The organism is Pontibacter coccineus (assembly GCF_030546575.1).
GTDB lineage: Bacteria > Bacteroidota > Bacteroidia > Cytophagales > Hymenobacteraceae > Pontibacter > Pontibacter coccineus.
On record NZ_JAUOTN010000001.1, the window covers coordinates 12,789 to 32,056 of the forward strand.

Annotated in this window: 17 protein-coding genes; 8 read left to right on the forward strand and 9 right to left on the reverse strand. The window is 49.7% G+C overall.

From position 1 onward, the window contains the following. Positions 1 to 29 precede the first annotated feature (29 nt). Together Q4E40_RS00055 and Q4E40_RS00060 are read left to right on the forward strand one after the other, a co-directional pair. On the forward strand, positions 30 to 803 hold the full coding sequence (locus Q4E40_RS00055; RefSeq protein WP_188499793.1) for an AMP nucleosidase: 774 nt from the start codon (positions 30 to 32) through the stop codon (positions 801 to 803). A gap of 8 nt (positions 804 to 811) precedes the next feature. Then, entirely contained in the window at positions 812 to 2,473 is a 1,662-nt protein-coding gene (locus tag Q4E40_RS00060) for an amidohydrolase (RefSeq protein ID WP_303409349.1), read from the forward strand. A gap of 261 nt (positions 2,474 to 2,734) precedes the next feature. On the opposite strand, the gene Q4E40_RS00065 is transcribed toward Q4E40_RS00060, so the two are convergent. Both Q4E40_RS00065 and Q4E40_RS00070 read right to left on the reverse strand, forming a co-directional pair. Next, positions 2,735 to 4,066 carry an MFS transporter gene (locus tag Q4E40_RS00065; RefSeq protein ID WP_303409350.1) on the reverse strand — a complete coding sequence of 444 codons (1,332 nt, stop codon included), beginning with the start codon at positions 4,064 to 4,066 and terminating at the stop codon, positions 2,735 to 2,737. A gap of 25 nt (positions 4,067 to 4,091) precedes the next feature. Beyond that, complete coding sequence (locus Q4E40_RS00070; protein WP_303409351.1) at positions 4,092 to 5,600, reverse strand: hypothetical protein; 1,509 nt, start codon at positions 5,598 to 5,600, stop codon at positions 4,092 to 4,094. A 311-nt stretch (positions 5,601 to 5,911) separates the two neighbouring features. Between Q4E40_RS00070 and Q4E40_RS00075 the strand changes: the two genes are divergently transcribed. The 5 genes from Q4E40_RS00075 (at position 5,912) to Q4E40_RS00095 (ending at position 10,834) form a co-directional block, all read left to right on the forward strand. After that, a complete protein-coding gene (locus Q4E40_RS00075; protein WP_303409352.1) occupies positions 5,912 to 6,091 on the forward strand; it encodes a hypothetical protein in 180 nt (59 codons plus the stop codon). A 176-nt stretch (positions 6,092 to 6,267) separates the two neighbouring features. Beyond that, complete coding sequence (locus Q4E40_RS00080) at positions 6,268 to 7,896, forward strand: ABC transporter substrate-binding protein (protein WP_303409353.1); 1,629 nt, start codon at positions 6,268 to 6,270, stop codon at positions 7,894 to 7,896. 7 nt (positions 7,897 to 7,903) lie between these two features. Next, positions 7,904 to 9,286, forward strand: a complete 1,383-nt coding sequence (locus tag Q4E40_RS00085) for an ABC transporter permease (protein ID WP_303409354.1) — start codon at positions 7,904 to 7,906, stop codon at positions 9,284 to 9,286. Continuing rightward, positions 9,283 to 10,368, forward strand: a complete 1,086-nt coding sequence (locus tag Q4E40_RS00090) for an ABC transporter permease (RefSeq protein ID WP_303409355.1) — start codon at positions 9,283 to 9,285, stop codon at positions 10,366 to 10,368. Before Q4E40_RS00085 ends, Q4E40_RS00090 begins: the two co-directional genes overlap by 4 nt. A 214-nt stretch (positions 10,369 to 10,582) precedes the next feature. Further along, positions 10,583 to 10,834 carry a hypothetical protein gene (locus tag Q4E40_RS00095; protein ID WP_303409356.1) on the forward strand — a complete coding sequence of 84 codons (252 nt, stop codon included), beginning with the start codon at positions 10,583 to 10,585 and terminating at the stop codon, positions 10,832 to 10,834. A 146-nt stretch (positions 10,835 to 10,980) separates the two neighbouring features. Here the strand turns inward: Q4E40_RS00095 and Q4E40_RS00100 are convergent, their stop codons facing one another. Further along, the gene (locus tag Q4E40_RS00100) at positions 10,981 to 11,217 is read right to left on the reverse strand and encodes a hypothetical protein (RefSeq protein WP_303409357.1); all 237 of its coding nucleotides are present in this window, start codon (positions 11,215 to 11,217) and stop codon (positions 10,981 to 10,983) included. Between the two features lie 277 nt (positions 11,218 to 11,494). Here Q4E40_RS00100 and rlmH point away from each other — a divergent pair, with 277 nt between their 5' ends. Further along, positions 11,495 to 11,968 carry a 23S rRNA (pseudouridine(1915)-N(3))-methyltransferase RlmH gene (rlmH, locus tag Q4E40_RS00105; protein WP_303409358.1) on the forward strand — a complete coding sequence of 158 codons (474 nt, stop codon included), beginning with the start codon at positions 11,495 to 11,497 and terminating at the stop codon, positions 11,966 to 11,968. Between the two features lie 443 nt (positions 11,969 to 12,411). Here rlmH and Q4E40_RS00110 read toward each other — a convergent pair whose 3' ends face one another. The 6 genes from Q4E40_RS00110 to Q4E40_RS00135 are packed head-to-tail and all read right to left on the reverse strand — an operon-like array spanning position 12,412 to position 19,078. Further along, positions 12,412 to 13,839, reverse strand: a complete 1,428-nt coding sequence (locus Q4E40_RS00110; protein ID WP_303409359.1) for an alkaline phosphatase family protein — start codon at positions 13,837 to 13,839, stop codon at positions 12,412 to 12,414. After that, a complete protein-coding gene (eboE, locus tag Q4E40_RS00115) occupies positions 13,817 to 15,058 on the reverse strand; it encodes a metabolite traffic protein EboE (protein WP_303409360.1) in 1,242 nt (413 codons plus the stop codon). The genes Q4E40_RS00110 and eboE overlap by 23 nt, the downstream gene beginning before the upstream one ends. 28 nt (positions 15,059 to 15,086) lie before the next feature. Beyond that, the gene (locus Q4E40_RS00120; RefSeq protein WP_368411159.1) at positions 15,087 to 16,388 is read right to left on the reverse strand and encodes a 3-dehydroquinate synthase; all 1,302 of its coding nucleotides are present in this window, start codon (positions 16,386 to 16,388) and stop codon (positions 15,087 to 15,089) included. Continuing rightward, on the reverse strand, positions 16,313 to 17,221 hold the full coding sequence (gene eboC / locus Q4E40_RS00125; protein ID WP_303409361.1) for a UbiA-like protein EboC: 909 nt from the start codon (positions 17,219 to 17,221) through the stop codon (positions 16,313 to 16,315). The genes Q4E40_RS00120 and eboC overlap by 76 nt, the downstream gene beginning before the upstream one ends. Further along, positions 17,221 to 18,162 (reverse strand): TatD family hydrolase, encoded by a 942-nt coding sequence (locus Q4E40_RS00130; RefSeq protein ID WP_303409362.1) that lies wholly within the window; start codon positions 18,160 to 18,162, stop codon positions 17,221 to 17,223. Before Q4E40_RS00130 ends, eboC begins: the two co-directional genes overlap by 1 nt. Before the next feature lie 16 nt (positions 18,163 to 18,178). After that, complete coding sequence (locus Q4E40_RS00135; RefSeq protein ID WP_303409363.1) at positions 18,179 to 19,078, reverse strand: EboA domain-containing protein; 900 nt, start codon at positions 19,076 to 19,078, stop codon at positions 18,179 to 18,181. Between the last annotated feature and the right edge of the window lie 190 nt (positions 19,079 to 19,268).

A 19,268-nucleotide genomic window follows, 5' to 3' on the forward strand; every position in this document is an offset into this window, starting at 1 on the left:
TTTTATACCTAATTACTTATATTTAAAACATGAAGAGTAAAGAAGAGATCGTAAGCGACTGGTTGCCACGGTATACCGGTGTGCCTTTAAATGAATTCGGCGAGTATATTCTGCTCACCAACTTCATCAACTACGTGCGTATGTTCGCCGACCGGTTCGGCGTTGAGATAAAGGGCCTGGACAAGCCCATGCAGACGGCCACCGCCAACAACATCACCATCATCAACTTTGGTATGGGTAGCGCCATGGCGGCCACCGTGATGGATCTGCTATCTTCCATCAAGCCAAAGGCGGCCCTCTTCCTGGGCAAGTGTGGCGGTTTGAAAAGAAAAACAGCCATCGGCGACCTGATTCTGCCGATCGCGGCCATTCGCGGCGAAGGTACATCGGATGACTACCTGCCACCAGAAATCCCGGCTTTGCCTTCGTTCCGTTTGCAGCGTGCCGTATCGTCCATGATCAAGAAACATGAGATGGACTACTGGACGGGCACGGTATACACCACCAACCGCCGCGTGTGGGAGCACGACGAGGACTTCAAAGAATACCTGCGCCAGATCCGTGCCATGGGTATCGACATGGAGACCGCCACGATCTTTACGGTGGGCTTTATCAACGAGATTCCGCACGGCGCCCTGCTGCTCGTGTCGGACAACCCGATGATCCCGGAAGGTGTGAAGACCTCGGAAAGCGACAAGCTCGTGACGACCAATTATGTAGAAAAGCATCTAAGCATCGGGATAGACTCCCTGATCGAACTGATCAACTCCGGTGAATCCGTGAAACACATGCGTTTCGAATAAACAGATACATGAAAAAAACACTACGCTCTTTTGCAGCCGGCACCCTGCTGGGCCTCACCCTCCTGAGTAGCTGCAACTCCTCTGACTCCAGTAGCGAGTCGGTTGACCTGATCGTGTACAACGGCAACGTGTACACGGTGAACGATAACTTCGATCAGGCTGAGGCCTTTGCTGTGAAAGACGGCAAGATCGTGGCCGTAGGAACGACGGCTGACATTAAGGCCAGGTATAGCGCCACCGAGGAAGTCGACGCCGAAGGCAAAACCATCTACCCCGGTCTGAATGACGCACACGCCCACTTCTACCGCTACGGTCTTGAGCTGCAGTCGGCAGATCTGTATGGCACCGGCTCCTTCAAAGAAGTGGTGCAGAAAGTAGTGGACCAGCAGAAAGCCTACCCGGAGGCAGACTGGATCACAGGCCGCGGCTGGGACCAGAACGACTGGGCGGTGAAGGAATTCCCGACCAAAGATACACTGGATGTGCTCTTTCCGGACACCCCGATTATCCTTACCCGTGTTGATGGCCATGCCGCGCTGGTAAACCAGAAAGCCCTGGACCTGGCTGGTATCACGCCGCAGACTAAAATGGTGGGTGGCCTGGTTGAACTAAAAGATGGTAAAATGACGGGTATCCTGGTTGACAATGCCATTGGCATGGTAGGCTCCAAGATACCGGAGGCTGACGAGCAGGAACAGCGCCAGGCGCTGATCAACGCAGAGAAAAACTGCTTCGCCGTGGGCCTCACCTCCGTAGCCGATGCCGGACTGGACAAGTCTACCGTCGATTTGATGGATGCCATGCACAAAAGCGGAGAGCTGCAGATGCGGGTATACGCTATGATAAACCCGGGCAAGGTGAACCAGGACCATTATTTTGCGAATGGACCTTATAAGACGGACCGCCTGAACGTGCGCTCTTTCAAAGTGTACTCAGACGGAGCGCTGGGCTCCCGAGGTGCTAGCCTCCTTAAACCTTACAGTGATAAGCATGGTCATTATGGTTTCCTGCTGGCCTCTGAGCAGGAGTTCCGTGACCTGGCCGCACTGATGAACGAGCACGGTTTCCAGATGAACACCCACGCCATCGGCGACTCGGCCAACCGTCTGCTGCTCGACATCTACGGGGAAGTGCTGAAGGAAAAGAACGACAAGCGCTGGCGTATAGAGCACTCCCAGATCATCAACCCTGCCGATATGGACAAGTTTGGCAGGTATAGCGTGCTGCCATCCGTGCAGCCGACGCATGCCACTTCCGACATGTACTGGGCGGGTGACCGCCTGGGCAAGGAGCGCATCGCGCACGCCTACCCTTTCAAGCAACTACTCGACCAAAACGGTTACATTCCGCTTGGCAGCGACTTCCCGGTAGAGGACATTAACCCGGTGTTTGGTTTTCATGCAGCCGTAGCACGTCAGGATGGGAAGAACTGGCCGGAAGGCGGTTTCCAGATGGAGAACGCCCTGAGCCGTGAAGAAGCCCTGCGCGGCATGACCATCTGGCCTGCGAAAGCTGCTTTCGAGGAAAATGAAAAAGGCAGCATCGAGCCCGGCAAGTTTGCCGACTTCATTATAGTGGACCGCGACCTGATGAAAGTACCGAACGACCAGATGCGCGGCCTCCAGGTGCTCCGCACCTACGTGAATGGCGTACAGGTATACAAGAAGTAAGATTATTGATTATTGATTGTTGATTGGTTAAATTGTTAAATGGCTGAATGACGAAAGCCTTTAGGGACTGGTCGCAACCTGTCTACTCATGCACGAACCATCTGTCTGAGTCAGGATTTACAGGATTCATAATTTATAATTAAAAAATACGGATTAAATTCACTTTGCGAAAATCCTGAAAATCTGAAAATCCTGATTCAGACAAACAAGAACGGCAGCCCAAGCAGGCTGCCGTTCTTGTTTTGTATACCTCAGCTATACCTAGCTTGTTGCTACTGCCTCGGCTTCGCCTTGCGGCTCCAGCGATTTCTTGCCTTTGATCAGGGACAGAAAGAGCAGGCCGAGGGCAAAGAAAATGATCAGTGCGAGAATGCTGTAGCGCATAGAGCCTGTTACCTGAGCAATAACGCCATAAGCCAGCGTACCGAGCATGATAGAGACCTTTTCCGTGATGTCATAGAAACTGAAATAGGAGGCGTGGTCCTTGGTAGTGGCCGGAATCAGTTTAGAATAGGTGGAGCGTGAAAGCGACTGTATACCTCCCATAACAGAACCTACCACAGCAGCCAAAACATAAAACTCATAGGCCGTGGTTATGAAATAAGCGGCGATACAAATGCCGATCCAGATGATCACAGCAATGATCAGGGCTCTGATGTTGCCATACCTGGCAGAAAGAGCCGCAAAGCCATAAGCACCGGCAATGGCCACCAGCTGAATGATCAGGATGGTGATGATCAGGTTGTCACTTGGCAATTTCAACTCTTCAATCCCGAAAATAGTAGCCACATACATCACCGTCTGCACGCCCATGTTAAAGAAGAAATAAGCCAGCAGGTAGCGCTTCAGCAGACGCAGCTCCTTCACCTGATTCAACACTTTTTTCAACTCCTTTACCCCATTCAACACCCAGCTGCCCTGCGGATTTTTATGATACACATTGGCCGGCAGGTGGTAGAAGGTATACTGCGCAAAGCCGAACCACCAGAGTCCGGTTGTCAGGAAGGCGATGCGGGGCGCCAGGCTGGTATTGTCTGCAGCGATGCCAAACCACCCTGGCTGCAGAATCATAGCCAGATTGAAGAGTAGCAACAGCACACTACCGACGTAGCCCATCGCAAATCCGCGGGCACTCAGACGGTCATACTGGTCTTCGGTGGCGATTTCGGGCAGGTATGAGTTGTAGAACACAATACTGCCTGTAAACCCAATGGACGCCAGCATGAAAAGTACAATTGAAATCGAGAAAGTCTCTCTGGTAAAAAAGAACAGGCTGGCACAGGAGATTGAGCCTATATAGCAGAACAACTGCATGAACAGCTTCTTGCGTCCGCTGTAGTCTGCAATGGCCGTCAGGAAAGGGTTCATGAGCACGATCAGCAAAAAAGAGCCCGATACCGCATAAGAAAACAGCACGGAGCTTTGAAGTTCTAACCCGAAGAAGTTGACCAGGGTAGAGCCCGTCTCGGGGTGTTTGGAAACCGCGCTGTAATAGATCGGAAAGATCGTGGAGATAATGACCAGCGAGTACACCGAGTTGGCCCAGTCATACACACACCAGGCTCTGGTAATGGTAGGGTTGTTTTTTTGCATACCTGAAATATAGCAAAATATTTACTCAGCGTGTACGTGACTTGGTATTCGCTTCGGCTTTTGCCAAAATCTGCAGAATCAGGTCCCACAAATGCTCGTAGGGTACAATTTCGATCTCGGCATAGGCATCCCCCGGAGCAGGCGTGTCCATTAGCTTTTTATAAAGCGATTCACCTTTCGTACGACAAACCTCCGCCTCGTAGTCTTCCGTTACAGATAGTACCAGCAGCTTCAGAAAGAGCTTACTGCGCAAGCTAAAGGCGTCTTTCAAGTGCGTGGACACGTATTTTTTGATGCTTTCGATGCGGTATAGCAGCGCCTCCGTTTCCCCCCGCTCGAGCAGGTAAATGAACTGTAGCGTGAGAATGGCTACGTTGAAACCCAGTTTGTCTTTACTGTACTCAGGCAGCGAAAGCAGGTAAGGGTTGTTGGCCTCTCCTTCCGGTACAGTTGCCTGCGGGTATACCAGCCTGAAATAAGAGCGATACAGTATCCACCGCTCTTTGGCACTAGTGGGGATGATGTGAAAAGATGAATTATCAAATATTTTCCGCTGCAGTACATCACCTAGCTCGTACTGCTGGGCGTGCACTGCCAACAGAAAGTAGTTCTCCATATAAGAGAACCAGTTAACTGAAGTCGGGTTATAGAGTTGTAAATTCTTTTCTGCATATGCCAATCCGTCTGTATAGTCCTTCGCTCTTAAGTGAGCGTATACCATGATGAAATTGTTATAGGTCAGATCGAAACGGTGCACATTGATTCTATTCCGATCGACCAGCCTAAGAGCATCAACCGTTATTGCAATGATTTCTTTAAAATTGCCTTCTAGTTCATGATACCAGATATACGTCCGGTAGTAGGCGTAATAGGAGCTGAACGTACCGGATCCTTTCCATAATTTTTCCAGCTTCTCGATGATTTCCGGCAAATGGGGCAGAAATTCCTTTCGGGTCTTTGTTGACTTGCGTAGCTGAACAGTTGCGTGCTGAAACATAGAAACAGCTTCCCGCTCCATCACAAAATGGCTCATAGCTGTTTTAAGTTCTTCCTGGGCCGCAGCAAACTTTTTTATAAAACCCATCTCAGAGTAGCTCAGGCTCAGTAGTTCCAGGGCAGAGACTTTTAGGTCAGTAAAGTCAAACTCCTGAGCTATCATGAGCGCCTTGGTAGCCAAGTTTATCACCAAGTCAAACTCATAGCGTGCACGCACTATGTTTGCCTGGTAAATCAGACTGTTACACTGAATTTCTTTTTGCCGTACGTGGTTGGCTGTGACTTTTTGCGGGTTCACATAATTCAGCTCGTTGAAAAGCTTCTTTTTAACACGATGCTTTAGCATTTTATACCTTACATCGTTGGGGTTAGTATTATATAGATCTTTTGCAGCCTGCTCATCAGATGTATAGCTCCCCGACTCTATACCCTGTATGAACTGCTTTTCCTTAATACTCTGTTTCGGCACATCAAGCAGCGCTGTCTCTGCCTGGCTACAGGAAAGAACGATCTCAATCAATTTTTTAATTTCCTTCATGCAAAAGATCAACTAAAAATTCTATATATTAGACATCTAATAGCCTTGAAAAACGTTTATAAAGCACTAATTACTGCTATTTTCCTCCAATTTCAGGTCTAAAGTAACACACATATGTTACCTTTTGGAAATATATTAGATAGCAATATATAAATATAAGCCCTCAGTACAATATTTTTATATTGTTTATTGTTTTTATACCATAATAACTTGGTATATTGATAGTTACCTCTGCGTGAAAACTTTCTTTTCTTTCCATTTATTCTGTGTGAATCTTTGTTACACTATAAACCGATTTAACCCTAGAAATCATGGCAACTATCATCATCACTATCGTTCTGAACGTTCTGCTTGGCACTCCTACTGAACCTACCAAAGACCTGAATCAGAGCACAACGAATACAACTACCACTACCACCACTACTACTACAACAACTGAGACCATGAATTCCATGGGTGGCTCAGGTACTTGGGTTAATATTGAGAAATAGGCCTTTGGGTCATTCTTGAGAATTGCTTCATTTTCCCTATATTGCCAATGTCTGATTTTGGTTAAGGGGCACGATACATAATGCGGAGAACTCAAGCATTTCTATTTTTCTTACTTCTACTACTATTAAATTTTTGCGGTCAGCCGGCTCGGCAGCCTGATGAAGTACGCCTGCGTTTGGCGATAGACCCAGGGAGCCTTAGCCCCATAAGCTATACCTCGCAGGAAGCGTTGCAGATAATTAATCTGCTCTATCAAAGCCTGCTGACTGTAGATCTTGAAGATAACACACTGAAGCCAGGCCTTGCCTCCGCTTTTCCGGAAGTGGAGCGCAAGGACTCGCTTACTTTTTTCCACTACCAGCTTCGCCCCGAAGCCGAGTGGCCTGACGGGAGCCCCGTTACTGCACAAGACGTGGCCTTCACCCTCAAGGTCCTGAAATCTCCTTTCATCCGGAATGAGAGTATCCGCTCACAGCTGGAGTTTATACAGGACATACAGCTCGACCCTTCTGCGCCTGGCAGATTTACGCTCGTTTGCCGGGGCTTTACGCCCGAAATGCAACTCCTCACCGGCGACTTCTTTATCCTGCCCTCCTACCTCCTGGATCCTCAACAGGCATTCACTCCTATACCTTTGGCTGCCTGGTCCACGGCAGACAGCAGTCAGTATAACACAGACCGTACACGCGCTGTGGCTGCGCGCTGCAACAGGCTGGGCTCACCAGAAGGTAAGGAAATGCTGCAGGGCAGCGCCGGCTACCAATTGGCGGAGTGGGCTACGGGTCAGTACATCGTGCTGAAAAGGAAAGCGGACTGGTGGGGTAAAAACACCGGTAGCACGGCCAGCTACCTGACTGCTAATCCGGAGCAGATCAATTTCCAGATTATTCCAGACAATACCACTGCGCTCATGGCCCTTAAAAACGCGCAGCTCGATGTGCTGGATAACATTCCTGTCAATGAGTTTGCACAGCTCCGCCAGGATGAAAACTTCCTGAAAGATTACGACCTCCATACGCCGCAGGGCTATGACCTGATTTACGCTGCCATTAACACGCGCAAGCCAGCGTTCCGCGACAAACGTACCCGGCAGGCCATCGCGCACCTCATGGATGTATCGGGTATGATCCGGGTAAGCCAGCAGTCGTACGCAACGCCAACGGTAGGCCCCATACCACCTGACCGGGAAAATCTTTACCATCCGCAATTGCAACCACGCAGGTATGATCCGGAGCTGGCCACTACCCTGTTGAAAGCCGCCGGCTGGATACAGGAGCAGAAAGGCTGGTACCGCAACATAAATGGCCAGCGGGAGGACCTGCGCATCGAGCTGCTTTACAGAGCCGGCAACACCATGTATGAACAGATGGCGATGATCTTTCAGCAGCATGCAGGTAAGGCAGGTATACCTGTTACCTTGTCGCCACTCGAGGGAAACGTTTACAGCCAGAAGATAGAACAACGGGATTACGACATGCATTTCAGGGGCATATCAGGGAACCCCTTCGTCTTTAACTTTAAGCCGCTGTTCCACACAAGCTTTGCCGGGCCAGGCGGAATGAACACAACAGGTTTTGGCACGCCGGAGAGCGATGATATCCTAAACCAGATCAATGAAGCCGAAAATGAAGAAGCGAAAGCCCGGCTGTTGCACCGTTTACAGGAGATTATTCAGGAAGAGGCCGCATTCGTGCCGCTCTATTTCAGAAAAGAAAGAATTGCCATACACAACAGGTTCACGAATACAAAGGTGTCGGGCGTGCGTCCGTACTATGACCTGAGTTCGTTTATGCTGAAGCCTTAACCGTGCCATGGCCAATTTTGTATTCAGGCGACTGCTCCTGGCTATACCTACACTTTGGTTCATTGCATCGGCCATCTTTTTATTGAGCAAACTGATGCCTGGTGCTTTTGGGAGCGAACATCTGGCGCAGCAGGAAGCCGGCTACTACAGCCGTAGCGATGCCGCCTCGCGAGACCACAGCTACCGCCTGTTTTTAAAGACCACCGGTCAGGACCTGCCTCTTTTCTATTTCAGCATCACATCTGCCGCCATGCCCGATACCCTGCACCGGGTGTTCCCGGAGCGTGACCGGGCCTTCCTCCAAAAACTTTCCTGGCAATATGGCAATCCGGATGCGGCAGCCCGGTTTTTCCGAAGCCTGAAAACATTAGAAACAGACCTGTCAGAAACAGAGCGCCAACAGGTGCAGGAACACCTCTACATGATCTACAGTCATCGGGAGGCTGCCGATCTCCAGCAGGCTACTGCAGGTATAGCAGCGAAATTGCCGGCAACAAACATATCCCGGAGCAAGAATTTGGAGAGCAGTGCCCGGTTACTGGCGAGTCCCTCCGGCTATACCTATCTTTTGCCATCCGTGCAGTGGCACGGCGATCAGAACCAGTACTACCGCTGGCTGTCCGGTTTGCTACAGGGTAGTCTGGGCACCTCGCTCCGGGACGGGCGACCGGTGGCCACGGTGTTGGGTGAGGCGATCGGAAACACCTGGTGGTTGCTGCTGGCAAGTATGGCGTTTGCCACTATGCTGGCTATGGAACTGGCCATCCTGATGGTGCGCCGCTCAGGTCGCATGTGGCGAAGTACGCTGCTACCCTCCCTGTTCCTGCTGGATAGTATTCCGCTCTTTGTACTGGCGATTCTCTTGCTGGTACTGCTGGCAAATCCGGCTTTTTTACAGCTCTTTCCGGTATATGGGATGGGGTATTACAATGCCTTCGACCAAAGCTGGTTAGAGCAACTCAGCCAGTGGCTGCAGTTTATGGCGCTTCCGATGATCTGCCTCGTCCTAGCCAATTTACCCTATCTCACCAATCAGTTTTACCAGGCCGTCACGGCAGTAGCTGGCCAGGATTACATCCGCACGGCGCGTGCTAAAGGCCTTTCAGAGCATCGCGTCATTCGCCGCCACATGCTGCGCAATGCGCTCTTGCCTGTCATCACGCTTTTGGCAGATTTTCTGCCTGCCCTGGTAGCGGGAGCCGTTATCATCGAAACTGTTTTTGCTATACCTGGCGTGGGCCGGTTGCTCATCGATGCGGTGCTGACACGCGACTACCCCGTGATAGTCGGCATCGTTGTTATTGTGGCCGTATTCAGGCTGTTGTCGCACCTGCTGTCTGACCTGCTATACGCACTGGCGGATCCGCGTATACGTTCGCACGCATCATGAGGAGTCTCTGGCAAATAGCTCGTGACTTGTGGCAGATGGCGCCGGCCTTCCGACTGGCTTTGCTATACCTTGTGTTGCTGGCAGCAGTTGCACTGGCGCTGCCCTGGTTGCCGCTTGGCTATGGACCAAACGAACTGGATCTGGAGCAAACCTACCAGGCACCTTTCGGATGGGCAGCTGAGCCGGACAAGCCCCGTCACTGGCTTGGTACAGACGGCCTGGGGCGTGATGTGCTGTCCAACATCCTATATGGCGCGCGTACAGCATTTGCCATCAGTTTGCCTGTCATGGCGATCGCCAGTCTGATTGGCTTAACGCTTGGTGCTTCGGCAGGGCTTTATGGCAATCGTCGTCTGCACCTGAGCCGGGCCGTTCTGGCTGCTTTGGTTTTTGGCTTGCTCCCCCTCGCCTATTATGGCATCTACCTTCCTATGTTACTCTTTAGCCAAGGCGCTGCCTACTCAGACTTCATACTTACAGGTATGGCGGCTTTGTTTTTTACTTTGCTCCTGGTACTTGGCTTAAGGGCGCTTTTCAAACAACTTCCTTTTCTCAACCAGAAGACTCCTTTTCCGGCTGACGAATTGCTACTAAGGTTGATTGAGGTGCAGACCAGCATTCCGAGACTTGTCCTGATACTGGTTTTGGCAGCCATCGTACCACCTACGCTGCTAGCCTTGTCTGTGCTGTTGGTGCTTACTTTTTGGACAGGAACGGCGCGGTTGGCCAGAGCGGAGATGCTGCGCATCAGGGAATTGCCCTTCTTTGAGGCTGCCACCAGTCTGGGATTTACGCAACGGCGCCTTCTGATTCGCCATGCGCTCCCGCACCTGTTGGGGCCGGTGCTGGTAGCTTTTTCATTCGGCTTGGCAGGTCTGCTGATGCTAGAGTCAACGCTGTCATTCCTGAACATTGGCGTCAGTACCGACTTAGTTAGCTTGGGAAGAATGATAGCAGGTATACGTACCAATACGGCCGCCTGGTGGCTGGTGGCTATACCTGGTGCTGTACTGTCAGTGACTGTGCTGGCCTTACAGACTTTCAGTTACTATGTGTTGCGCTCTTTGCAGAATAAAAAGTAATTGACCTTTGTTACCTTTTAACATTTCCTATCAGCATTACACATCATAAGAGGCTTGGCAGTAGGGATAAAATCAACAAATCACCTCCAAAGTATACTTATTTCATATATACACTCTGTATAATACAAGTTACCTCTTGTAAATATCTTTCCTGTGTTAGGAGCAGACTGAGCTGTATCATTGTATCAATCTAAACCAAACCACAGCCTGACATATGAAAACCTACGAAAACAAAGCGGCCAAGCCAAAACAGGATGTTGGCAACTGCAGCTACTTAAAATCAGTGAAACCCGTTGCTCAGACTGATGACTCACTCGAGTACTCAACGATTGATGGGGAAGTGATCAATTCGACTTTAGGGACGGATGCGGTGAAGAAAGGAACCGGTCTGTTTATAGGCGAGTATTTTGTAGGTATACTTGACTCACTCTCCGGAATGAGCAACGTGCCCTACCTACGCTACTAATATCAGCCAACAAGGCGACTACACCTTGGGGATAGAATAGAATAGTTTAGAATAGATAATACTAGTGTTGGTTGTTTGTGTTTAGATTAGGCATTTGCCCTGCAGTCTCCTGCAGGGCATTTGTTTTTACAACCTATCTGATGGGCTTATACCCAGCCTTTTCGCCCACTGAAATGATTGCATCCAAACTGTGCGCCCGTGATCATTTCAAATCGTCTTGGCTTCTTATCTTCCGGTCCTTCATGTACCAGAGGCAGTACATAAGCCGGCTCCAGGGCGTGCTGCCCGGTTAGTTCGTCACACAAGCCAAATTCATTGCTCTGAAGTCGTACTTTGTTTTGGTCCTGCTCCCAGTGGTTGCAGTTGTTGCATGTTGCTTCCATATCTAGATTGTTTTGCGTCTCACATTGCATTACTATCCCTTTTTACCTCCCTCTACCCACCGCAGGTTGCATGCAGCCACTGTTATTCAGTAATTTAGAATAAGGCTAAACAATGTCCCCCTCCTGAATTTTCAGATTTACTTTGGAAAATGAGTTGCTTACAGGACGATAAAATAGGGGGTATCCTTTTCCGCTCAAAATCTTGCTATACCTGAACCGAGGCAGACTAGGTTGCAAAACAGCGTAATTAGACCGAAATTGGCGGGAAAAGGGCTACATGAAAATCAAGCTTATTGCGATCGGCAAAACAGACGAGGCATTTCTGGAGGAAGGTATACAGAAGTATATGAAACGGCTGAAGCACTACCATTCCTTCGAGTTTACGATCATACCTGACGTGAAGCAGGGCGGCAAATTCACGGCTGATAATCTGAAAGAGGCAGAAGGCAAACTGCTGCTGCAAAAAATACAGGATGGCGACCACGTGGTGCTGCTCGATGAGCAGGGTAAGACCTTTACCTCGACTGAGTATGCCCATTTCCTGCAAAAGAAACTCAACTCCGTGACCACCAACCTGGTCTTCATCATCGGGGGCGCCTACGGTTTCTCCCCCGCTATCTACGAGCGGGCAAACGATAAGATCTCGCTTTCAAAAATGACGTTCTCGCACCAGATGGTTCGCCTGTTTTTCGTGGAGCAGCTATACCGTGGCTTTACGATTCTGAGGGGCGAGAAGTATCATCATGATTGAATTTGGTTGTGGTTGGTAATTGCCGAGAACGAGGCGAAGTTGAAGTGTGGCTTTTTACCTTGTAGGCGTTCCATCATTCTTTTTTTACTGATCTGTTAGCTAAACCAGTCAAATAGGTTCTTAATTACCACGCTCGATTTATGTAAGTATAAAGCACAAACAAGAAAGAAACAGGTAAGAACTACCTAAGATGACAACCCGATAGAGCCTGCAAGTTATTCACTTACAGGCTCTATCGGGTTATGCAGCAGAGAGTAAGGGATTCGAACCTAAACTACAATGCGTTTATTATCAACTACTTATCACTCTCAAATACAGCGGTCACCCGAATTTGCCTCCTCCTGAGGGTGATTCCGGGGTGTCACAAGAATATCCGAAGTAGTAGAGGGCATAAGATAAAATTCAGAATTCCAGAATCAAGTGCTTGTAAAAGTACAGGTGGTTCAGCTTATCAATGGGCTGGCCTGATGCTTTGACTTTACTTCCTGCTCCTGTTTTACGCCCAGGTGCTGGAGAATGAGGTCATAAACATCTGTTGCCTGTATGCCTGTAAAAGGGACCAATTCGCTCTTATTAGACAGAAAGACAGGCCATTCTTCTTTCTCCTCGGGAATACGACCATGGGAACCTCTAACAAGCGTGGCATCGAGCGGAATGATGTCCATCAGGGTTCTCAAGCCAAGTTTCTTCTTAAGAAGTTTAGCTGCTACTAACGGCAGCAAGAACTTTATTTTCGGGTCTACAAACATTTCAACCGGGTCGTATCCAGGCTTTTTATGTATCTCTACCGTTCGGGCAAAGTCCGGAGCCTTTTTATCATCCAGCCAATAATAGTAGGTAAACCAGGCATTTTTGCTGGCTACTGCCACCAGTTCTCCGCAACGCTCATGGCCCAGGCTATACTTGTTCCGCTCACTTCCTGCCAACACCTCTCCCACACCCGGCACCTGTTCGATGAGCCTTTTCACCTCCCCCTCCCGGTTCTTATCCTTTATATAGATGTGCGCCACCTGGTGGTCTGCCACGGCAAAGGCTTCGCTGGCGCCTGCATCCAACAGTTCCAGGCCACGCTCTTCGCGCAGGGCGATCAGACCATGTTCGCGCAGCGTTCTGTTTAAGTGAACTGCTTGGTTCACTGCTGAAATACCATACTCTGACAGCACAATTATATTAGCCCCTCTTGATTCATAATAGGTGATCAGTTTTGCGCAAACAGTATCAATTTCATGCAGATCGGTGGCAATGCGCGGGTTCCCAGGGCCCAGGCGTTGCAGGTTGTAATCCAGGTGAGGCAAATAGATGAGCGTAAGCGTGGGGTCATACAGTTCGTCCGTTAGGATGGACGCATTCGCGATCCACTTACTTGATTTGATGGAAGTTTTTGGGCCCCAGTAACTGAACAAAGGAAAGGTGCCGAGCTTTTGCTGCAAGGTGTCGCGCAGGCTGGCAGGATGCGTGTAGCAGTCAGGCAGCTTGCGCCCGTCTGCCAGGTACTGTGGCCGTGGTGTAACTGCGTAATCAACAGAAGAGTACATGTTGTACCACCAGCACATATTGGCACAGGTGAAAGACGGGTCCGCTTTTTTAGCTGCTTCCCAAACTTTATCAGCCTGCACCAGTTTGTTCGACTGTCGCCAGAATTTTATTTCGCATTCGTCCCGGAAGTACCAGCCATTGCCCACGATGCCGTGCTCCAGCGGCGTTTTACCGGTCAGGTAGGTAGCCTGTGCTGTACAGGTGACGGCAGGGAACACAGGGTGTATGGCAGCCCCATTCGCTTTATGCGATGACCACTCTGCCAGAAATGGAGTATGGTTACCTATAAGCGACTGCGTGAGCCCCACCACGTTAATGACGACCGTCTTTTGCATCTTGCTTCTCGTTTATTGTTTCAATTACCCACTCCAGCTCACGCCGGATAGAATGCGCCAGGTCTGTTTTCAGCCCATCGGGCAAAACATCCCAGGTATAAGTTTCGACTTCCAGGTGGTTCGTAATACGCTCTTTCTCCAGTAGAGCCAAAACCTGCTGAACATCTTCCCGGGTCGATTGTAATCCGTTATAGGAATCCGTAAAAACCGGCACATGAAAGTGAATCCTCCACTCCCTTGCCTCTGTTTTCTGAATAACAGCTAAGGCCAGGGCAAGATCTGTATAGTGACTAAGGGAACCATCAGGGTGCTGTGCCACCACCTGGTGCAGGTAAGTAGACTCAGCAAAAGGCAGAAGCTTTTCACGCAGTACCGCTTTGCCGTAGGTATCAGTAGGCACTTTAACTTTTAAGGCCGCGCTTAGTTGTACCTTCCCTACTCTGATACCTGCAGATGAAAATTTAAGGAAGGCTTCTGAAGGGTTTTCATAGGCAAGAGCAAAGTGGCAAACATCATAACATACCTGTATATGTGCTACTATCGCTTCCCTCGCCTTAGTTGAGTTCAATAAATTAGCTTGAGTCAACTTGTCAATTCCTTTCGCTAGCAGCCAATCATTGAAATAATGGATCACCTCATCGCTGTTCTCAAGCAATCCGTCTGGTTCGGGCTCCAGATCCACATGAATGGTCTTTCCTGTCTTGTGCTTCAGCTGCAGCAGAAAAACTACCAGCTCCAGCAGGTTCTCCGTAGCAGCGGAGAGTACTGCATCTGTTTGGTCTTGACTATGATGCCAGGGCTTATAGGAAAGTGGCGATGTGGAGATTCCTCCTTCCATCCCTGCTGGAAGCAACACCGCGAGTATACCTGCCAGCCGTTTGGTGTACTCCAACCTGTCATGGGTTGTCCAGTCCGGCTTGTGTACCTGGTCTTTCACCACCTGTTTATGAAATCCTCCGTAAGGAAAGCCATTCATCGTATAGACATACAGCCCGTTTTTGGTCAGCCACTCCTGAAAATCAGCAAGGGATTGCTGTTCGGCCAGCTCTCTGCTTGCTAGATCTGAAAGACGCAGTCCTATACCAAAAGGCTGGTTGGGGGAAAGATTTTTTTTAAGTGTTGGCAGGTATTCTTTTAAACTCTTTAAAACTTCTTCCCAGGTTTCACCAGGGTGAATGTTGGTACAATAAGACAGATGTAGGTGGTTGCTTATGTGCATTATCAAAGCTTACAGCGTACTAAATAGCTTATGTGGTTGCGGCCAGTACCCTGGCAGGTCGCCATTGTTGCAACTGGTTCACAGTTTCTATGAGCAGCGCTTCATCCAGGTGGTGCACTTCTACACCAACACCTATTTTCTGAAGCAGCATAATCGTTAACTGACCACCCAGATGTTCCCGGAACTCCTGCAGGCCCTGCAGAATGTGCAGCTTTTTGGCTGGGTTATCCATTCTTTGTGAGAGCTCCGGCACATAAATAGTGAAGCCAAGGTCGCAAAGAAGATTCAGAATACTGTTGCATTCACACTCGCTCAGCATTCCGGCCAGTTTAGAATACGTGACGTCCAGGGCAATACCAATGGCAACAGCCTCGCCGTGGCGCAGCCTGTAATTGGTCATCTGTTCCAGCTTATGAGCGGCCCAGTGTCCAAAGTCCAGCGGTCTTGAAGAGCCGAACTCAAAGGGGTCACCGCCGCCGATGTGCTCCACATGCATTTCAGCACAACGGAAGATCAGATCCTGCATCGGTTCCATTTCCCTGGCAGCCAGTTTCGCGGCATCCTGCTTTATCCGTTCATAAAAAGCGGCATCTTTTATGAGCGCTACTTTCACGGCCTCCGCAATGCCACTACGCCAGTCACGGTCTTCTAACGTCAGTAAAAACCGGCTATCATTAATCACCCCGTATGGTGGTGCAAAAGTGCCCAGGAAATTCTTCTTACCGAAAGCATTCATGCTGTTCTTCACGCCTACACCGGAATCGTTTTGAGACAGCACCGTGGTAGGAATACGTATGTGGCGAATGCCGCGATGTGCCGTAGCGGCTGCAAAACCTACCATGTCCAGCACGGCACCGCCTCCGATTGCAAGCAGGTAAGAATGCCTGCAAACCCCTAACTGATTGATAGCTTCCAACACCCGGTTCAACAGAGCCGGGTCATTTTTAGCCTCTTCTCCGCCTGGTATTATCAACGGGGCAGCAAGAGCGGTCATGCTATCAGCATGATGGGCGGAATAGGACGCTATCTGAAAAGCTAAACCGGGGTGTGCCTTTGCTACGCCTTCATCCAACACATAAAACACTTTAGCGGGAGCAGCGCCGCTTTTTTTTTGCTTTACAATATCGGCAAGCAGGGTATTTTCTTTATTGAAAACACCTTCTGTAAAAAAGACGCTGTAGGTAAAGGGTACCTTAAATTCTTGTGAAATAGATCTCATAGGAAAGAGCTTATGTAGATGCCGCTTTTCAGGATTTAGGTGACGGCAAAGTTTTTGGCGATGAACCGGGACACAGGCAGAAGCAGGAGCACCAAAAGCCCGTATTGCCAGCCGGCAAAACCTGCCGCCATGCTTGCATTCATGACAATGAGCGCCAGGACGCCTGCTTTAACTGCTTTCATGATAGAGACAGGCTCTTTAGCAGGCATGGCTTTGAAAAGTGGCGGAAAAATAAGATAGGCAAACAGCAGCAAAAAAGGCAGGCTGTACAAAACGTTAAACTGTGGTAAGAAAGTTAAGCTTAAAATGCCGCCTATTACCAGCGCGTATAACAAGACAGCTCCCTTTAAAGCAGAGCTGCTGCCCCCATGCACTTCACCGCGACTCACCATCGTAATAGCGGAAATATAGACAATCGGAATTAACGCCAGGTACCAGAACTGCTCTACGGCAGCCGGTATGGCACTGATGCCCAGAAGTAAGTTTCCTCCTCTGCAGGCTCCCATATTAAGAGGGCCTAGTATCACATGGTGCTTGCCTTTCCAGTCGTACAAAAGGGCACAGGCGGCAATAGCAAAGGCGATAAAAGCGCTGAGTTCCGATACCTGCCAGGCAGCGAGTATCCCCCCTGCCAATAATATAGCCCCTAGAGTGGCAGCTCCCGAAACGGTGGCTCCACCGCTCGGGATAGGCCTTTCAGGCCGCTCCTGTCTGTCAAGGTCTGCGTCGAAAACATCATTAAGAACAACGCCCCCTCCATATAGCCCGATGGTAGCGAGCACCAGCCATAAGAGCGGCAGCAGGCCTAAAAAAGAAAAAGAGCTGCTTTCGCCAGCAGTTAGAGAGAGCAAGGCCCCTGACGCAGCAAACCCCATCAGAATGTCGGCGATGGCGGTCACGATATTGGCTGGTCGCATCAATCTAAGGTAGGCTCGCACGTCCATTACTTTACGATGTTATCTTCCAGTTCCTTGTCCACTTCTATCTCCCCGACTACAGGTGTCTGCCCGCCTCTTAGAACAGAATTATCCAGGAACTTACCGCGCTGATCCACACTGGCTGGCTGTAACCAGTCCGACTCGTTCATCTGACCACTCTGCCCGAAAGCGTCCAGTGCATTCTGGTAGCAGACCTTGTGAACATCTTCAGCCGGTATGCCTCTTTCCAGCATTAGGGATGCTGTTTTAGGAACCGCTAGCGGATCACTTACCCCCCAGTCTGCCGAGCTGTTCACGATGATTCGCTCCGTGCCGTACTGCTTCACGATCTCCACCATCCGCTCGTTACCCATTTTAGAGTTAGGGTAAATGGTGAAGGCAGCCCAAAAGCCTCGCTCCAGGGTGTCTCTCACGGTCTCTTCGTTGTTATGGTCTACAATCACCATGTGCGGCTTAACACTATGTTCCATGGCTACTTCCATGCTCCGGATCGTACCTGCCTTTTTATCGCGGTGTGGTGTATGGATCTGTACCGGCAGTCCTACCTCTTTTGCCAGATCAAGCTGTAGCCGGTAGTACTTGTCTTCAGCAGCAGTCTGGTCGTCGTACCCGATCTCGCCGACTCCCACTACACCTTCTTTGAGAACAAACAAAGGCAGAATTTCCATCACCTGCTCGGCCAGCGCTTCGTTGTTGGCTTCTTTAGAATTAAGCCCAATTGTGCAGAAATGCTTGATACCAAACTGGCTTGCCCTGAATCGCTCCCAACCCAGCAAGCTGCTGAAGTAGTCTTTATAAGAACCCACTTCAGTACGCGGCTGCCCCAGCCAGAAAGACGGTTCAATAACGGCGACGATGCCCGCCCTCCGCATTCGGGTGTAATCGTCCGTAGTTCGGGATGTCATGTGAATGTGCGGATCAATGAACATCATGTTTGCTGCTGTCATGGGATGAAACGTTAGGTTAATTTGCAGGTAAAGAGTTGCTGCCGATATAATGCCAGTTCAACTCTCCGGTTTCTATCTTATTTTTAAGAATAGGATGGGCATCCAGCAGCTCCTTTGACTGAGTGAGGCTGCCCTGTGCGCAGGCCAAAGCAGCTGCTTCCTGCTGAATCTGGTCAGGATGAGAAAAAACTTTCTTGATGTCTTCCAGCAGTACCTCATCCAGGAAAGGCCCCACCGGCCGCCATAGTTCTGGTGTGACGGTGCGTCCTGCCGCCCAGCGCTCATGGGCGTAATCTGACAGGATGCGGGCAAGCGTTGGGTTGCTTCTCTTTTCCAGGCCATAAATGCGGTATAGAGGCTTCCCTACAAACACAGTCTTCAGCACCATCTGGTTCCAGGCGCCCTCCTCCAGGTAATCGGCAGAGTACGGATTATTCAGGGCAATCGCTTCGAACACAGTGCCCATGTTCGTCCTGATTCCTTCAGCCGCTCTGAGTTTATAGGCTTCAGGATAAGGAAGTAGCGGCAGGCTGGCATATAAGGCCACCAGTTCACTCATTTCAGCCGTGGCAAAGAGCTGGTTCAGCTTGTGTAAAAATACAGGTTGGTCCTGATGCGGAATCGAGAGTAGAAGGAGTGTACGTGCTGTCTGGGCTGTTGTCCAGACAGATGGATCAAATCCGGGCCGCAGTTCATTGGCATTAGCTAAATCTGCAGGCTCCAGCTGCAACACTTTCTTGCCGGCAAAGCGTGGTGCAGCGCTAAAGGCCAGGTACAGATATTTACCGGAATTATCTTCTTCTACCTGCTTCTGTTTTTCATCAAGCCAGCCTCTAGCTTCCAGGGAAGCATTTCTTTTAAACAACGCATAAATAAAGTCACGAGACTTTTCTAAATCAGCCTGAAACACTTGCATAGGAAGTCAAAATGAGAGTTGATCTTGATGATATATAAGATATTACGACAATTCATATTGGGAGTTATTTTACCCATCTGCACCCTAATGAGAGTTCATACAGAAGCCACTTCACCATCATTCAGGACAGAAAAATGCACCTCTGCTACAACACCTTTGTATACGCTTATGCCAGGGTATAGCCGGATGA

Bases quoted from the DNA above. Each gene is read 5' to 3' on its own strand.
- Q4E40_RS00055 (WP_188499793.1), top strand. From the start codon at position 30: ATGAAGAGTAAAGAAGAGATCGTAAGCGACTGGTTGCCACGGTATACC.
- Q4E40_RS00060 (WP_303409349.1), top strand. From the start codon at position 812: ATGAAAAAAACACTACGCTCTTTTGCAGCCGGCACCCTGCTGGGCCTC.
- Q4E40_RS00065 (WP_303409350.1), bottom strand. From the start codon at position 4,066: ATGCAAAAAAACAACCCTACCATTACCAGAGCCTGGTGTGTGTATGAC.
- Q4E40_RS00070 (WP_303409351.1), bottom strand. From the start codon at position 5,600: ATGAAGGAAATTAAAAAATTGATTGAGATCGTTCTTTCCTGTAGCCAG.
- Q4E40_RS00075 (WP_303409352.1), top strand. From the start codon at position 5,912: ATGGCAACTATCATCATCACTATCGTTCTGAACGTTCTGCTTGGCACT.
- Q4E40_RS00085 (WP_303409354.1), top strand. From the start codon at position 7,904: ATGGCCAATTTTGTATTCAGGCGACTGCTCCTGGCTATACCTACACTT.
- Q4E40_RS00090 (WP_303409355.1), top strand. From the start codon at position 9,283: ATGAGGAGTCTCTGGCAAATAGCTCGTGACTTGTGGCAGATGGCGCCG.
- Q4E40_RS00095 (WP_303409356.1), top strand. From the start codon at position 10,583: ATGAAAACCTACGAAAACAAAGCGGCCAAGCCAAAACAGGATGTTGGC.
- Q4E40_RS00100 (WP_303409357.1), bottom strand. From the start codon at position 11,217: ATGGAAGCAACATGCAACAACTGCAACCACTGGGAGCAGGACCAAAAC.
- rlmH (WP_303409358.1), top strand. From the start codon at position 11,495: ATGAAAATCAAGCTTATTGCGATCGGCAAAACAGACGAGGCATTTCTG.
- Q4E40_RS00110 (WP_303409359.1), bottom strand. From the start codon at position 13,839: ATGCAAAAGACGGTCGTCATTAACGTGGTGGGGCTCACGCAGTCGCTT.
- eboE (WP_303409360.1), bottom strand. From the start codon at position 15,058: ATGCACATAAGCAACCACCTACATCTGTCTTATTGTACCAACATTCAC.
- eboC (WP_303409361.1), bottom strand. From the start codon at position 17,221: ATGGACGTGCGAGCCTACCTTAGATTGATGCGACCAGCCAATATCGTG.
- Q4E40_RS00130 (WP_303409362.1), bottom strand. From the start codon at position 18,162: ATGACAGCAGCAAACATGATGTTCATTGATCCGCACATTCACATGACA.
- Q4E40_RS00135 (WP_303409363.1), bottom strand. From the start codon at position 19,078: ATGCAAGTGTTTCAGGCTGATTTAGAAAAGTCTCGTGACTTTATTTAT.